This window comes from Candidatus Lokiarchaeota archaeon (assembly GCA_014730275.1).
Lineage (GTDB): Archaea > Asgardarchaeota > Thorarchaeia > Thorarchaeales > Thorarchaeaceae > WJIL01.
Genome location: WJIL01000143.1, coordinates 12795 through 29646 on the forward strand (window position 1 = coordinate 12795; position 16852 = coordinate 29646).

Annotated in this window: 15 protein-coding genes; 9 read left to right on the forward strand and 6 right to left on the reverse strand. The window is 45.2% G+C overall.

Annotated elements, in window-relative coordinates; genetic code table 11:
• Positions 1-107 precede the first annotated feature (107 nt).
• On the forward strand, positions 108-914 hold the full coding sequence (locus GF309_16010; GenBank protein ID MBD3160284.1) for a hypothetical protein: 807 nt from the start codon (positions 108-110) through the stop codon (positions 912-914).
• 36 nt (positions 915-950) lie between these two features.
• Here the strand turns inward: GF309_16010 and GF309_16015 are convergent, their stop codons facing one another.
• Genes GF309_16015 through GF309_16035 form a run of 5 tightly spaced genes read right to left on the reverse strand, consistent with a single transcriptional unit; the run spans position 951 to position 3909 of the window.
• Positions 951-1313, reverse strand: coding sequence for a hypothetical protein (locus tag GF309_16015; GenBank protein MBD3160285.1), 363 nt, complete (start codon positions 1311-1313; stop codon positions 951-953).
• Positions 1314-1330: 17 nt separating this feature from the next.
• Complete coding sequence (locus GF309_16020; protein MBD3160286.1) at positions 1331-1855, reverse strand: GTP-binding protein; 525 nt, start codon at positions 1853-1855, stop codon at positions 1331-1333.
• Positions 1856-1872: 17 nt separating this feature from the next.
• Positions 1873-3231, reverse strand: coding sequence for a hypothetical protein (locus GF309_16025; GenBank protein MBD3160287.1), 1359 nt, complete (start codon positions 3229-3231; stop codon positions 1873-1875).
• A 13-nt stretch (positions 3232-3244) separates the two neighbouring features.
• Positions 3245-3634, reverse strand: coding sequence for a hypothetical protein (locus GF309_16030; protein MBD3160288.1), 390 nt, complete (start codon positions 3632-3634; stop codon positions 3245-3247).
• Positions 3634-3909 (reverse strand): hypothetical protein, encoded by a 276-nt coding sequence (locus tag GF309_16035; GenBank protein MBD3160289.1) that lies wholly within the window; start codon positions 3907-3909, stop codon positions 3634-3636. Before GF309_16035 ends, GF309_16030 begins: the two co-directional genes overlap by 1 nt.
• 271 nt (positions 3910-4180) lie before the next feature.
• On the opposite strand from GF309_16035, the gene GF309_16040 reads away from it, so the two are divergent.
• The 6 genes from GF309_16040 (at position 4181) to GF309_16065 (ending at position 10919) form a co-directional block, all read left to right on the forward strand.
• On the forward strand, positions 4181-4318 hold the full coding sequence (locus GF309_16040) for a hypothetical protein (GenBank protein MBD3160290.1): 138 nt from the start codon (positions 4181-4183) through the stop codon (positions 4316-4318).
• Positions 4319-4468: 150 nt separating this feature from the next.
• On the forward strand, positions 4469-4735 hold the full coding sequence (locus GF309_16045; protein ID MBD3160291.1) for an Lrp/AsnC family transcriptional regulator: 267 nt from the start codon (positions 4469-4471) through the stop codon (positions 4733-4735).
• Positions 4736-4853: 118 nt separating this feature from the next.
• Positions 4854-5684 (forward strand): hypothetical protein, encoded by an 831-nt coding sequence (locus GF309_16050; GenBank protein ID MBD3160292.1) that lies wholly within the window; start codon positions 4854-4856, stop codon positions 5682-5684.
• A gap of 121 nt (positions 5685-5805) precedes the next feature.
• Positions 5806-6744 carry a galactose-1-phosphate uridylyltransferase gene (galT, locus tag GF309_16055; GenBank protein ID MBD3160293.1) on the forward strand — a complete coding sequence of 313 codons (939 nt, stop codon included), beginning with the start codon at positions 5806-5808 and terminating at the stop codon, positions 6742-6744.
• Positions 6744-7910: a galactokinase gene (gene galK, locus GF309_16060; GenBank protein MBD3160294.1), complete on the forward strand. Its 1167-nt coding sequence runs from the start codon at positions 6744-6746 to the stop codon at positions 7908-7910. The genes galT and galK overlap by 1 nt, the downstream gene beginning before the upstream one ends.
• 27 nt (positions 7911-7937) lie before the next feature.
• Positions 7938-10919 (forward strand): hypothetical protein, encoded by a 2982-nt coding sequence (locus tag GF309_16065; protein MBD3160295.1) that lies wholly within the window; start codon positions 7938-7940, stop codon positions 10917-10919.
• A gap of 15 nt (positions 10920-10934) precedes the next feature.
• Here the strand turns inward: GF309_16065 and GF309_16070 are convergent, their stop codons facing one another.
• Positions 10935-11483, reverse strand: a complete 549-nt coding sequence (locus GF309_16070; GenBank protein MBD3160296.1) for a DNA-3-methyladenine glycosylase — start codon at positions 11481-11483, stop codon at positions 10935-10937.
• Positions 11484-11740: 257 nt separating this feature from the next.
• On the opposite strand from GF309_16070, the gene GF309_16075 reads away from it, so the two are divergent.
• Positions 11741-15037 (forward strand): GNAT family N-acetyltransferase, encoded by a 3297-nt coding sequence (locus GF309_16075; protein MBD3160297.1) that lies wholly within the window; start codon positions 11741-11743, stop codon positions 15035-15037.
• Between the two features lie 385 nt (positions 15038-15422).
• Positions 15423-16727, forward strand: coding sequence for a TrpB-like pyridoxal phosphate-dependent enzyme (locus tag GF309_16080; GenBank protein ID MBD3160298.1), 1305 nt, complete (start codon positions 15423-15425; stop codon positions 16725-16727).
• Positions 16728-16852 lie beyond the last annotated feature (125 nt).

Consider the following 16852-nt stretch of genomic DNA (forward strand, 5'->3'; position numbering starts at 1 on the left):
AAGAATATTTACAAACTTTCCGGCTTGCGTTTCATAAAATCATTAATTGCTTTACAAAAAATGATTCATCCACTTATTTGATAAGGAATACATTCTACTGATCTCCCATGAGGCAGTCCGTACTACGAGACAATCGTAGATATCCGCTCATAATGGCGCACAGAGGAGACCCCACATGCGCAATAGAGAATACACTTTCTTCTATATCCTCAGCTGTCCAGCTGGGTGTGGATGTAGTTGAAATCGATATCAGGATGACAAGGGATGGCAAATTAGTCCTCTTTCATGATGAGACTTTGGAACGACTCACTGGTATCGGCAAACCTGTGGAGGCTATGGTTTTGGATGAGATCCAGCAGATCAGGCTGGGTTCTGAATCGGAACCAGATGAGCAACGCGAGGAAAACCAAATGTTCCTTCATCGGATTCCGAGTTTAGATCAAGTTTTCCAGCATTTCCCGAGAACGAAATTCAATATGGATATCAAGTCCGAAAACCCAAAGGCGCCTGAGATCCTAGCCGATATCATCTCACAATACAACAAGGAACAAGAAGTAATCGTTGCATCTTTCCATGCTAAGCAAATCTCTTATTTCCGGGAGATGTGTCCGGAGATTGTCACCGCTGCCCATCCGAATGAAGTCTATCGCTTTCTATTTGGGTCAAAGCTTCGGTTGCTATCGTTGCTTGCAAGGAACACCGAATATGATGCTCTTCAGGTTCCCCCCAAACAGGGTCCTATCACTGTTGTCGATAAGCGGTTTCTTGCTGAGGCACACAAGAGGGATATCGAAGTTCATGTTTGGACCATAAATGAGGAATCAGAAATGGAGCGGCTTACAATGCTGGGGGTTGATGGCATTTTTACAGATTATCCGGAGAAGATGTTTAATGTGCTAAATCAGCTTGGTTGAGTATATCTCATACCCACCTGATTCTTGGGCGCCAAATCATGCCTTTTCATTGTTACTTAATGATTCGACAAGTCTCTTCAATCTGCCCTTGAACATTCTATCTTTAAGCGAGTCTCTATTCTTTTCACATAGCGCAAGGATTTCCTCGTGTATTCTCTTAGGATTTGCACTCTTGATGGCATGGATTGTAATCAAATGATAATCCAGAATACTTGAGACAAGGAATCGATATTCTCCCATCTCCATCTCTTGTACTGCATCGCCAGAAACCATATCCGAGAAATCCTGCAATGCAGATAGAAAGCCCCCTAGCAACGCCGTATCGGGATGCAAATCTCCTGTGCTCAACGAATGGATGGTATTTCCTTCGTTATCGATTATAATAGCACTCTCTACCACACTGAATCCTCTAATCATTATTGCATATGTTCGGTATGAAGGTTACGAGCCACTGTACGGAATAATTCGTCTATGTTTTCACCAGTCTTAGCCGAGACTTCGATACAGTCTGCTCCATACTTGGAAGCAAATGAACGTCCTTCCTCTATTGGCACTCCCGAGCCATCATCTCTCACGTCGATTTTATTGCCAACTATAAGGATATCCGCTTCTGGACTTGCTTCTCTCAACCTTGATATCCAGTCGTCTAGACGGTCCAAAGTGTACCTTCTGTTCGCGTCGTATACTGCTATTGCGAATTTTGTTCCGTTGAAGTAGTCACCAACAACATCATAGAATCTTGGTTGTCCGCCCAAATCCCAGATAGTCAACTTTAGTGGCTCTCCTCGAACTAGAAGTTTCTTGGTGGCGAAGTTTACGCCTATTGTCATTCGCATGTCCTCATCGAACTTGTCTTCTGTGTAGCGCACTACAATACTCGTTTTACCGACGCCACCTTCTCCAATAGTGGCTACTTTGAATATTGGAATTCTGTTCTGCATTGTATTGGATTTCCTCACTAGTTAGTGCCTAGAAGTTGATCTGCTCTTCCTGTAATACCAAGCAACCAAATAACGAAGGCTACCAGAAGCAGTGATGCAACTAGGGGGTTAACGAAATTTCCTAATGGCAGAGCTATTACAGCAAATAGAATCCCTATACCTAAGAACAATGGTCTGGAACGGTTTTTGATATCCGCTACACGCATTTGATGCCACAGGTAGAAATACATTCCCATTGGGAGAATTACCTGCAACGCAGTTGTGATGATGAGCAACGGATTAAACCAAGGAGTACCCATTGGGTCTGCAGGATAGGAGATAAGCAGGTATGTTGCAACCGGCAAAGCAAGCATTGCTGGGAGCAGAATTACCCTATTCCATTCCAGAGCTACAATTGCTCCGACATTCAGAAGTGCAGCAGCACTTATCCACATCAACCATGAGGCATAAACAATCTCTGTTGATACGAACAGCCCTAGTTCTTGAACTGAGAATATCAGAATCGATAGGGAAGCCAGTAGGAAAAACCCACCAAGATAAATAGTGGCTGGATTGGGCTTCGTTCGCCATCTGCCATAGGTGAATGCTACCGTGACCAGTCCAAGTGTAGCAACTAGTGCCAATGCTGACAATGCAATAATGCGCACCAATTCAATGACCACTTGTGCGATAACGAATGAAAACCAGAAACCTGCTACCGCAAAAGCAGCTCCATATCCAAAAAGCTCTCCTGAAATCTCTATGTCTTCAGCAAGGAACGAACTGGTTACCAGAGCTGGTCCAATAAGCCTTAGAATGATGAGGAATACATTACCCTCCAATGGCGTTATCTCGAATAGATATGATAGCGGATAAGTCAGAACTGCGAGAGTCAAGGATAATGCTCTGGCCCCTCTTGTTCTATATGTCAGGAATCCATACAGGAGCCCTGGAACCAACAGTAGTAGGAGCGTGAAGAATCCGACAACGGCATCCGTAACAGTTGGATCAAGACCCAGTTGGGTTCCACCAATTGAAGAAAGAAGCCCCAGAAACATTAATGCGAGTGGAGCTATCATAAGCTCTTTCCAATCCAGAATCATTAAGGCGGCAACAGATAATGTTCCTGCCCCCAAAAGAATAGTTACATATGAAATCATGAGATATCGAGATATAGTTATTTCAAACAGATCAATCATAATACGATAGGTAAACGTTGATCCCGAACCTATTCCCAGAAGCCCCAGTCCTGCAGCCGAAATAAACAACGGCCTTGCAAGTTCTCTTTCTTCTGCGTCTACTTTCCCCGTTTGAATAAGAGCGTATATTGAGATAACACCTGCTGCTGCTAACATACCGATAGCCATGAAGACTTCGCTAGCTTGATAGGGTTCCATATTCATTTACACCTCAAAGCATCTTTTCTGCCCATTCACTCGCCTTGTCCGCCCCTGTAACAGGTCGTTCAGCTTCTTCCTTCAATTCCTTAATGAAATCATTGTCTGTGAGACACTCTTCGTTGTCTTTACAAAGCTCGAGGAGGCGGTGGTGATTTGTTTTGGGATTATCTTCCCCTTGAGGGTGTATGGTTACGAGGAAATTCTCATTCACACGTGATATGATTAGCCGATATTGGCCAATCTCCATTCCCTTAATCTCGTCACCGGCCATTTTTTGCGAAAAACTCTGAATAGCCGACATGAAACCTCCGAAGAGGGCGTCATCTGCTTCAAAATCCCCGATGTTCACAGAGGCGAGTGTCTCGCCTTCCTTGTTGATGATAAAGATGCTCTGTATCATTAGAAATCTGCCATCCATTTCTTGGCTTTGTCAATGGAGCTTTCCCCCTCATCTTCATCACCTTGAACCGCCTCTCCAGCAATTTCTACGTCGCGAATTGTGAAGTTGCGATCCACAAACAATACTACACTGTGGCCGTTCTCGCATTTCGCGGGAACAATGACAGGAGTCCTCTTTGCGTTAAGTATTACATCTTCGTCAATTTTGATGTCGCGCACCCTTCCGTTATCACTGCATGCTGGGCAAGGTACGCTATCTAAGGTACGCTGAGGCACATTGAATTTCTCCTGTGTATCCACGAATGTTGTAGTATCAATTTGATGCTTCGTTACAGTGGTTTGGCGAAGTGCATATAGGTGGATTTCATGCGGGGTATTAAACTTAATTCTGTTATGCCTCTTTCTTACTCGTAGCATGATGAAAACGGATAGACCAAGCGAAGAATGTTAATATGCGGAACCAACTTGTAACAAGCTAGGTCCGGTGTGTACTTGCAAAAACTAAGCACAGGGGACTCTGAAACGAAAAGAGCAGGAGAAACAAGACATGGAATGTCCCGAATACAACGAAGAAAATGATACCTGCAGTGTCGACGGCTTCAAGTTCTATAGTGGCATGAACAAGCCATGTGACACACCAGGTATGAACAAGGATAAATGCCCCCGATTAGCAATGAAGGGTTGAATTACCGTACCGGCGCAGTTCCCAGGACCCTCTCGTGGGAACTGCTATCTCTCCTTCGTGAGGCACAAGTACTTCTCATTTTTCATTTTTCAGTAACAGTTATCTAGGGATGGCTAAGCTATTCTAAACCGCACCTGGTGGTACCTGTCAATGGTGAAAAGCTACGTACTCATTAAAACACAAGCTGGAAAGGAAGACAAGGTCCTCCGCGATTTAGGGGCTATGAACGTTGTTGAGGAGGCTCACAAAGTATTTGGGGAATTCGATATCGTGGCCGAGGTCAGAGCCCGTGATATGGAAGCAATTGTAGAGGTAGTCACCGAGCGAATACGGAAAGTCGAAGCTATCGAAGATACACAAACCCTCCTTGTTATCGATCTTGAGCTTGATATGACCTCCACCGGCTTGGCAAATTGAAGTATATTCATCGACGAATCTGTTAAAAGGCATACTATGATTATCAACATGGTAAAACTCCGAGGAGGTCTCCAAAGTTTCGCCTGTTAAGACGCTCTCACGAACGCCGTTTGTTTTGATGTTGAAAGATGAATCTGGCGAAATCTCGCCAATCAAACTTGATTCTATTCACGTAAATAGCGATAATGCGCTCATCGTATTGGATGAGTATAGCGATGTGTGTTGGGTTTGGATTGGTCGAAATGTCAGTATGCCTACCCGCATGCACACTCTGCGAATGGGCAGATCAATCAAGAGATCTGGTTACAAGATTGGTCCAACCACTATCGGCTTGGGTATTGCTGATTTCATCGAGATGCGCGAGAAGAATGATGATAATCCGGAAGTAGCAGCCAATATTGACAAATTCCGAGATGCTATTTCGGGGAGTTGGGGCTATGAGGACAAGTTCTTGGCCTACAAAGAAGATTACCAAGTCATTCCTTCCGGCGGTGCGGCCACTGAAGAGCCCACATCACCAGAGACACCTTCGACGGTAGAGCCTGAAGAGGCACCAATACCCTCAGAACCTGAAGACGAACCTCTACCTCCGGAGCCCACAACTCCATCACCAGTGGCAAGTCCTTCTCCCACAGTTGAGCCCGCCTCAGAAGAAGTAGCGGAGGAAGAAGAACTGGAAGAAGCACCGGCTGAGGAAGGCGGACAAGTCCTTGAACTTTCCGGAGAAGAGAAAGCGGCACTCCTGCTATATAGTGTGGTAAAGCATTCTGAACTGGTCTATGCAGAACGCATTGATGAAGAAGGCAAAAACGGGTTCAAAGTTGAGTCACCAGGGCAATTGGTTCTAACTGTAGAAATCGATGGCAACGAACTTCGTATGCATCCATCCGACTTTGGTGAATCTGAAATTTCTGATGCTATTAGAGAAGAATATCAGAAATGGGTATGAATGCCGTTCATGGTCGGTAATTCCACAGCCAATTCACCTTTGATTCATCTAGCCAACCATCGGCGTTAGTCGTCAGTTTAAAGAGATATATGTCCGTCTCAAGTCGTGGGTGTAACAACTCATGAGCCGCTTGCGTTGGAACCCACTCTTAGGAGAATGGGTAATCACTACTCCCAGTAGAGCTGATCGCCCATTTCAGGAAGATGAGCGAAAATGTCCCTTCTGTCCGGGCCAAGAAGAAACGACAGGAAATTGGAAGGTCCTTACACTCGATAACAAGTTCTCAGCTTTGGATCCCACAGTTGGACCAGTGCCACTCGAAGGCGGCCTGGTGATGGACGCCCCTGCGTATGGCACATGCAAAGTTATTATTCTATCCCCAAATCACAATGAGCAGATAGAGGATATGGATGAAGAACAGATTCTCTTGGTATTCAATGAGTATCTCGAAGTTTTTGAAAAATTAGACACGATGAAAGGAATTTCTTATGTCATGCAGTTTGAAAACAGAGGGCAATCCATTGGCGTAAGTCTTAATCACCCCCATGCGCAGGTCTACGCGCTGCCTTTCATTCCGCCGCGAATACGCCGCGAAATCAACCAGTCGAAGAAAAAATGGGTGGATGAGAATACGTGCCTCATTTGTGAAGTGATACAGAATGAGCTTGAACAGGGAACGCGCATTCTCAAGGAGACTGATGAATTCGTATCATGTGTTCCCTTCTTTGCCAGACTCCCATATGAGGTGCATATCTATCCAAAAAGGCATGTTCACAGCTTGAGTGGATTAGATGACAGTTTGCTGGGTCTAGGGAAAATGGTGCGTGATGTTGTCAAGAGATATAGCAATGTCTTTGATGAGACAGCTTATGTCATGTCATTTCACACTCGACCATCCACAGGAGATTATCCATTCTGGCATTTCCATGTAGAGTTCTATCCACCTTGGCGGGACAAAAGCCGACGTAAACATCTGGCTGGCATTGAACTTGGAGCAGGGACTTACACAAATGATTCTCTCCCTGAGCAACGCGCTCAAGAACTTCGGGAGGCTCTTTAGTGGAACATTCACATACCCAAATGAAAACAGCTCTTGCCGATTTGATAGATGCCGATTTTCATTACCCGGTACTGTCGAGAGCACCCGGACGCGTTGAGATTCTAGGCAACCATACTGACTACAATGGAGGCCTCGTCTTGTCCTCGACGATTGACAGGTATGTCTATTCATTGGGGGTTGGGGCTGATGAAGTACACCTGTTTTCTCTGGATTTCGATGAGGAGATTGAATTCTTTCTAGGAGGGTTGTCACCAAGCGGAAGGACAGAATGGCATGATTATGTTCGTGGTGTCTATTGGGCTATGGCGCGCCGCGGTTACAACGTGAATGGTATAGCTGCTGTTGTAACAGGTGACATTCCAATAGGAGCGGGCCTGAGTTCTTCAGCGGCTTTGGAAGTATCTTTCGTCAATTTGATAGCAGAACTAAACGACTTGCATCTGGAACCCAAGATAAAAGCGATGATTGCCTTTGAGGCCGAACGTATCTACTGTGCAGTAGCTTGTGGCATAATGGATCAATTTACCAGCCAACTCGGTAAGGAGAATTCTGTTCTTCGCATCAACTGTTCGTCTCTTCAAACAAGAAGCATCCCTCTTCCTGCTGATTTGAGTTTAGTAGTGACAGACAGCAAGGTGTCTCGACCGGCAGGTGAAGCGTTGAATGAACGCAAATCGGAATGTCAAGAAGCGTTGAACTTGCTGAAGAAGAACGATTGGGAAATTGCGAATCTTAGCTCAGTAACACCGAATCAGCTGTCCGAAGCTTCGGAGATTCTTGAGGAGACTTTGATGAAACGTGTTCGCCATGTAGTCGAAGAGAATCAACGAGTAAAAGACGGATTCCGAGCACTCGAGCGTGGTAATTTGATCCTGTTTGGAGAACTCATGTACGCCTCTCATTCCAGCTCAAAATCTCTATATGAGGTCAGCCACCCAAAACTAGACCTCCTTGTTGATATTGCACGGAATGCAGAAGGAGTCATTGGTAGCCGCTTGACGGGAGCAGGATTTGGTGGATCAACTATTTCTATTGTCAAATCCTCAATGGTTGACTCTTTTGCAGATAGAATCAAACAGGAATACTTGCATGAGACTGGTATCGAACCGCAGGTCATGAAATGTGAAATTCCTGAAGGGGCTACTCTCAGAAGGATTGACGTTTAGCTGTATGTCTCAAACGATTGATTTTTCTTGTGTGCTCAATCTCTATTCTCAGTGCCTCCAAGGTGGATATTGTTGCGCGAAGATAATTTGGACGCCATAATAATCAGCGAAACACACTGGGATCGAGCTTGGTATCACACATTTCAAGAATTCAGACTCAAGCTTGTTGATTTGGTCGATAAGCTCCTGAATATCTTGGACACCGATCCTAATTTTGAACATTTTACATTTGATGGTCAAACCGTTGTGCTTGAAGACTATTTGGCAGTTAGGCCATACCAAGAAAACAGACTTCGTTCCTTTATTCAAAATGACAGGATTTCAATTGGTCCATGGTATATCCTGCCTGATGAATATTTAGTATCTGGGGAGGCGCTAATCCGGAATCTGCTGACTGGTAAACGTATAGCCAATGAATACGGAACTCCTATGGACGTTGGCTACACCCCTGATCCATTTGGTCATGTGAGCCAGCTACCTCAGATTCTTGCTGGATTCGGATATGACTCTGCTATTTTTGCAAGGGGCGCTGGTGACGAAGTTGATGACCTTGGCTCTGAATTTATCTGGAATGCCCCTGAAGGAACTTCCGTCCATACACACTGGCTTCCATTGTCATACGGAAATATCGCCAATCTACCTGAAGATATCGATGATGCAGTTTCGATGATTACAGAGGTCATCCATGAACTCAAGGATTGGTCGAATATCGATACTGTACTGCTTATGAATGGTTCAGACCATCTGGAGCCGCAGGCTCACCTTCCTGAGATTGTTGCTCGGTATAATGAAAACCATGAGGGAAAGGTGAAAATCGGCACACTACCGGAGTTCATGGCTCTTGTCAAAAAACATGCAGACGAGTTTCAATCCGTTAGCGAAGAATTCAGACAATCGAAATATCAGAATCTGCTATCTGGTGTCTATTCTACGCGAATCTATCTGAAGCAGGAAAATGAGCGGTTGCAGCGAAAGATGGAACGGCTCGTAGAACCGATGGCCTCTTTGGCCTACCTGCTTGGGAAAGAGTACCCTGCTGAAAAGATCCGATTGGCTTGGAAATATCTGCTAAAATGCCACCCGCATGATGACATATGCGGTTGCAGCATCGATGAAGTCCATGAAGATATGATGCAGAGATTCCGGTGGACTGATGAGATAGCTGATAGCCTTATTGCTGATTCTTGGGAACGAATCAAAGAACGGCATGCTGATTCATCACATAGTCTAGTGCTTTTCAATCCGGTTCCTTACGCTCGAAGAGAGGTAGTGACCTGTAGTATTCCCCTTTCAAATCTTCGATTTGCAGAACTTGGTGATATTCAACTGTATGATCCCGCCCTTCAACCTGAATCCCCTCTGGAGGCGGCTAAGAATGAGGTACACATCGCGTTTGTGCGTCAGCAGGGATTCGACATGAATCCCACCTCGACCAGAGAGATATCTTTGAACGGGGATACTGTTACCGAATTTGAATTCGATTTTTCCAATCTTATAGCATTCTTCCCGGGAATGGAGCATATCGTGGAGGAAATCCCGACAATCTATAGAATTCGTGTAAATTCTGAGAACGAAATCGTTGAAGTCTGGGGAAGAAAACCCCACGCTACAACAGCAATGGACGGAGGAATTCAGCTATTTGACGAGACTGGTAATTCGATTCCTCATCAATCTCTAGGCACTCATCTAGAACCAAATACTGATTCAACTCTCGTTCAGGATGAACATGAGGTTATACGGATAGCGTCCTTAATTGACACGGAGGGTTTGAGCACATGTACCCTAAAACTTGGTCTAGAGGAAGAGCATGCCAGCTACAAGATAGAGGGAGAAGTTCAAGCAGGTGAGAATTGGCTTGAGAACAACATTGTTAGAATTGTAGTGGCTGAAACTGGCACCATATCATTGCTTGATAAGAGAACCAAAGAGGTCTATGATGGTCTTCTGGAATTCGAAGATTCAGAGGATATTGGAGACGAGTACGACTACTGTCCGGCTCCTAATCACAAAAGCATCCGCTCAAGCAATACTCTACAATCTGTCGAAGTTATTCATGAAGGGCCTATTCTTGGCCAGCTGCGCATGACAGGTGAGTTCTCTCTTCCATCTTCAGCTGATCCAAAACGGAGAGGTCGAGTGGAATCTACAGTTGTATGTCCATATACAATTGAACTTACTATGAAAGCAGATTCTCCCCGAATTGAGACAAGAATTCTATTCGAGAATAATGCTGAGGATCATCGACTACGGATTCTCTTCCCGACAGGAACTGAAGCCGAGACATGTCACGCCGATTCTGCATTCGATGTTATCAAACGCCCAATCCACCACCAAGCTCACGAGGACTGGTATCAACCAATGCCTCCCACATACCCTCTTCGAAGCTTCGTAAGTATGAATTCTGGGAAGCGCGGCTTAACGGTAGCCACCAAGGGCCTTCTTGAATTCGAGATTCTAAAAGGACAAGGTGGAACTGTTGCGTTGACTCTACTTCGATGCGTGGGATGGTTATCTCGAATCGGAATGAAGACTAGGAGCGACACTGCAGGCCCCGTTATGAGAACTCCTGGTGCACAGTGTCCCGGGCTGCATGAATTTGAATTCGCACTAGTCCCCCACGAGGGTGATTGGTTAGAAGCAAATGTACAAACTGAGGTAGAGAACTATCTCTTACCGCTTCTGGCCGAATATGGTACTCCCATTGATACGTCAAAGAATGAAGAAAGGACCAGTCTTGTCAAAGTACATCCTGAACCAGTCAAGATTTCGGCTATAAAGAAAGCTGAAGATAGTGATGGTTTGATTGTACGAGTCTGGAATTGCGGAAGTGAAAAGCATTCATCCACTCTTGAGTTTGGATTTCCCATAATCGAGGCCACGACTGTGAATCTGGCTGAAGAGATGAATGGCGGAAGAATAGAAGTTGAGAATGGGACTGTGGTTCATTTTGATATTCCCGCCAAGCGAATCAGGACCTTCCTTGTTCGTTTCGACGACGGTTCCCTTTGATTGTGGGTGAGCCATTCACTTCCTGCTTATCCATTTGTTTTGCTTTTCATAGAAGCGAAGCGGCAATTCGGATCCTTCTGACAATCCAATTCTAGTTGTCTGTTCAATCTCTCCAACTTGCCAAACAGAATCTAATACTTTAATCGTTTCTCCGATTTTCTCACCATTGTGAGAACGGTCTATTCCCAGTGCTTGAGTTAATCTACCTGGCCCGTTTGTTAGGTTCTCATTTCCATCACGATTCTCGCGCATCGTCTTGATGCCTTGCAATGGTTCGAGAGCTCTGATTAGGACGGCTCCAGGTATACCCCTTTCTTCACACACAAAATTGAGCATATTATACATTCCATAGCAGATATACACGTAGACTCTTCCTGGTGGACCAAACATGATTTCGTTTCGTGGAGTCTTCCCTCTATATGCGTGGGAACCAGGTTCGGCCATATATGCTTCTGTCTCCACTATCCTTCCCTGCATTTTGCCTTTCTTAATCCGTTTGCCGATTAAATCGATGGCTACTTGATCCGTTTTTCGCGCAAAGAATGACAGAGATATCTCTTGCATATGCTGGTGAACAACGCTCATCCTAAAATGATAACGGTAATCTGGTCAATTTCAGAAACCATCTCCTCCAAGCATATCATTGGATGATATCCCGACTGTATTTGCATCATTGTTCGGTGATGATCCCTCTCGCCCCGCATATTGCTGCAGGTCTACTGGTCACAAATGCTCGGAAAAGTCATATTGAGTGGCCAGATACTACCGCATTCAGTAATTCTCTGATCGAAATGGGTGGCAAGCTCAAGGAATGAAAAATTATGTCTGAGGAACTCGATGTTCAAATTGTTAGATACAAGCCCGAAATGGCTGCGGAACTTGCTGAAATGTATAACTCGTGGGATGAACTGTGGATTAGCGGATACACTCAAGGCGTTCCCTATGATGCTCAGCGGGTACGAGACCGATATGACAAGATGAGTGCCATTGCCATACTTATAGCCGTGAAATCTGATGACGGCAAACCTGTTGGATCCTGTACCTTACACGAACATTGGCGAGACGAGGATGCTGCATATGTTGGTGTGTTAGGGGTTAGGCCTGAGGCTCTCGGCAAGAAAGTTGGCAAGAAGTTACTTCTTAGGTCTATTCAGATTGTGCGCAATGAGGGTTACAAGCGAGTAGACCTACACACTTGGGCTGGCAATACGCGGGCCGTTCCGCTTTACAAGAAAGTCGGACTTATGTGGAACCCTGAAGCTTCTGGAGTTCACATGGAGGATTATATTCCTGCAATTCTCGAACATCCGTTTTCAGAGCCTTTCTTCGACGGAATGCAGGAGAATGAATGGTATGATTTTCAGAAACGGGAACTAACCCAAAAGCCAGATGAAATGACCTACAAGGGGATGGATGTTTATGCCTACAATTTCGAGCGCGACCAAGACGATTTGACGGTCATAGTCGATCGTCATGCGAGGGCGATATCTTCCATAGATCGCACAGTAAACGGCCAGCGTATCACCATATCTGCCAGAGTTGACAGTCATAAGGTTCTTTGTGGAGTCACTGGGCAGTATATTCTCGAAGTGATTAACGATAGCGACGAACAGCTCTCGTTTACGGTCAATCTGAACTCATTCCCTGCTCTTGAATTCAAGGGAGAGCCCTCGATTGAATTTGATGTTGATTCTGGTGATACATACCAATGGACAGTACCATTTGTTGTCAGCTCCTCTGCTCCTATTCATAGAGAGAACATTCGGTCCCCTGCAATAGATTCCAATATACACATGAATGGGGTTGAGATGAATTTCCAAACTGGAATGGTCATCAAGCCTATTGCGGACATTAAGAATCGATGGCCTCATTCGAGAGTTATCCCTGGCGGTTCTTCTAATGTACCAATTACCGTATTGAGTTCTATTGAGGAAGAGTGCTCTGCAATTCTGAATTTAGAAGTCGATCATTCGTCATTCAAAATTGAACCACGAGAGAGTAGAATTGATATTTCACGAGAGGGGATTTCAGGGGTCAATGCTCTTGTTTCCGCTGATTATGAAACAGAACCTGGAGAATACGCAATAGTAGCGAAAATCAAAACTGATGAGAAACTAGGTGAGAATGGAAAGACCATCGAAACGCGAGATTTCAAGATTCCTCTCTTCTGTGGTGAATCAGGAATTGTTTCTGCCTTTGAAGACAAAAGGAACAATGATGTCATTATCAATGGAGTGAATTACCAAGCTACTATGAGCCTTGAGGGTGCAATGCTGAGAGTACGAGATATTCACAATAGGACCGGTTCGCTCTTTCAGGTACGTTCACAAGTTGGACCTCCTTTCGGAATGGATCCTTTCAGATATGCTGAACGAGATTTCTCAACGGAGAAGAGTGATGAGGGTATTACTGTATCGGTGGTGGGCCGTCACCCTGAAAGACCTTTGAAAATTGAAGACCGAGTTTTCTTCCAGCATGAAAGCGGTGTAATATCTCACGAAGTTTTGATAACCAACGAAGGTGAAAATAGACAAAAGCTGCAATTGCGTGTGTACTGTGGAAGCCAAGGTATTGATTTGTCTCCTGGAACTGTGACTGTTCCACTCAAAGACGGCATTGTCAAACAAGGTCTTATTCACGACCTTTTCACACACCCTTCCGTACCTAGTTCTCCAGACACATTCTCCGAGGGTTGGATTGCATCGAATAAACGCGGGCTAACTAAGGGCCAACTCTTCGATTTGGAGGCAATTGATGAAATTCACATGGGCAACGATCAAACTGCATACCTCCAATATCCCCTTAGAACCTTGGAGCCCGGAGAAACGGCGAGAATTTCCAAAATATGGTTTCTCACCAAAGCAAGTGATTGGCAGGATGTTAGGAGAACATGGCAGGAAAAAATCTTGCGTAAGTCTTCCATTGAATTTGGACAACAGGAATCGCTGGAAATGCATTCCATTGTAGATATCTCAGTAGATTCCTGTACTATTGATGAGCCATGCGATTGCGAAATCCACGCCCAGATACATAAGCGAATTGTTGCCCCCCTAACGGTTGAAGCTTCTGTTCAGGCTCCAAATGGATGGTCGGCAGAGGTAATTCCACCTAGTGAAGATGAACCCGCTGAGCAAATTGAGCTTAAAGACGTGACTTCACTCAGAATAAGACTAACTCCAACGGAAGCATTTCCTGATGGTTTCCGTATCCATGAGGGGACTATAGTAATCCAAGCTGCTACCACTTACAAGAAGGACTTTCGCATCATTCAACTCGGTGAATCGAATACTCGTGTTTCTGTTGATCAGTTGGAAGACAGCGGACTTCAGTCCTATGAAGTTTACAATGGTTTAATCCGGTTCAGGGTTTCTCCTGAGTATGGCGGCTGCGTTTACTCATTGAAAAATTCGAAGGGTACTGAGCTGCTGGTTTCAACTTTCCCTGAGGGAGGACCTAAACCAGGTGCGATACTTGCAAATTATTATGGCGGAATACAACCGATAACTTGGGATGACGAACTGAACGAAAACCTATCGAGCGCTGAGACCAACAAAGAGGACATGTCTGCCAGCATATGCGAAAAGGGGTTGTGGCGTGGAGTTGAGATTTCTTGGACTGGAAAGGTCCAAGATTCAGTAAAGGGCGTTTCTTTCCGTCTTCAGTATTACACATTCCCAAACTCTCCTTTACTTGCAGCCAGATGGATTATCAAGAATTCTACCTCCGCCCCTGTTAAGATATCTCCTACTTTTGTGGTAGATCCCGCATTCGACGGCGACGTATCCAATATCATGACACATATGAATTGGGAAGGGGAGAAACAGAATGTCAAGCTAGCTAGATACCCTCTTGCCATAATGCCTTCATCCAATTGCATATGGATTGAAGACGAGGTTCTTTCAGAAGAGGAACCCCTGGGTTTGGGTCTTACAGCGTCATTTGAAGAGGCTGAACTATTATACATCGGAGTTGGTGACTTGATTCTTACTGGTACTAGTAGCCTCAACCGTCAGCTTCTTCCCGGAAAGGAACTAGTTACAACTTCTTGGTTTATGGTGAACCCACAGTCTCTGCAGGAACTTGACCTGCTTAGGAAGGTCGCTGATGACCTGATCTGAACAAAACCCCTGCCTCAATCCCGATAGCAACTAGATTAGGATATGATTTCGCAAGGGCCCATCAATGTACAAAAACATACATCAATGTACAAATATGAGTAAAACTTAAATAGGATACCGAAAGGAACCGCCTAACCGCAACTGAGGTATGAAACGGTGACGAGTGTGAGCGTGCAAAACCGCCAATGGTATTACGGGCCCCTAGGGCTCTCTCAACCACATATCTAGCTAAGGCTTATACCCCTGTACACTCGTCACTCCTGCTATTTCTGCTGAGTTTCTCCTGCTCCGGAGACATATTCTCAACAAATCTAGTTGTCTTTAGACAGTTTTCTACATTCTCAGCATCAGCGGTAACAAATTTGAAAGAAGGAACTAACCAAGAATGAACGCAATTAGTACCAAAATAACACTCGACAAGGAAGATGTGCCGAAAGAGTATGTCAACATTCTCCCATATTTACGAAGCCCTTTACCACCGCCACTGGATCCGAAAACTGAGGAACCGGTTGGACCGGAGGCACTGATGGCCATATTCGCTGAGGAGTGCGTCCGTCAAGAAATGTCGGAAAAGAAACGCATTCCAATACCTGAACCAGTTAGAGAGGCTTTGATTCATTACAGCCGTCCTACTCCACTTCAGAGGGCTAGGAGACTTGAAAAAGCGTTGAATACGCCCGCAAAGATATACTTCAAACGGGAAGATGTAAGCCCGTCCGGCAGCCATAAGCTAAATACTGCATTGGCTCAAGCATACTACGCCAAGAAGGAAGGCGTAGAGCGGCTGGCAACCGAAACCGGTGCGGGTCAGTGGGGTTCTGCTGTATCTCTTGCTTGTGAGTATTTCGGCTTAGAAGCAATGGTATACATGGTGCGCGTGAGTTATGACCAGAAAGAGCACCGAGGCACACTCATGAGGGCTTATGGTGGAGCAGTTGTGCCTAGTCCATCTGAAAAAACCAAATTCGGAAAACAGCTACTTACTGATAGCCCGGACCATCCCGGGACGCTTGGCATAGCCATCAGTGAGGCTTTGGAAGACACTTTGTCTGATGAATCTACCAAGTATACACTGGGGTCGGTTCTCAATCACGTTCTCCTCCACCAGACTGTCATTGGACAAGAAGCTATTGCTCAGCTTGAGTCGGTTGATGAAACACCTGATGCTCTGGTGGGTTGTGTTGGGGGTGGAAGCAATTTCGCTGGGATGATATATCCTTTCATCGCAGATGGCCGTTTTGATGACGCGGATTTGATAGCTGTTGAGCCTGTTGCTTGTCCAACCCTTACAAAAGGGGAATACCGCTATGACTTCGGTGATACTGCCGGAATCACACCGAAACTGAAGATGTATACACTTGGAAAAGATTTCACTCCCCCCGGGATTCATGCGGGTGGGCTACGTTATCACGGCTGCGCTCCAACTTTGAGTGCTCTCAGGCACGAGGACCGTATCAAGCCTGTGGCCTATGATCAAATCCCAGTGCTGGAAGCTGGAATCTTCTTTGCTCAACAGGAAGGTATCATTCCAGCACCAGAATCAGCACATGCTGTCAAAGCAAGCATCGATTTGGCAAGGGAAGCAAAGGCCAAAGATGAAGAGAAGACTATTGTTTTCAATTTGTCTGGCCATGGACAGTTCGACATGGGTGCATATCGTGCCCTCATGAATGGAGAACTCGAAGAATAGATGTTCTTCCATTGATCTTAGAGAGTACCGGGCATTCCTATTTCGAGAGAATGACCCGGGACTCCTCTTTTCCTTTCGCCAAGTAAAGCGATTCAACAATGAGCACTCAATATACTTGATTAACA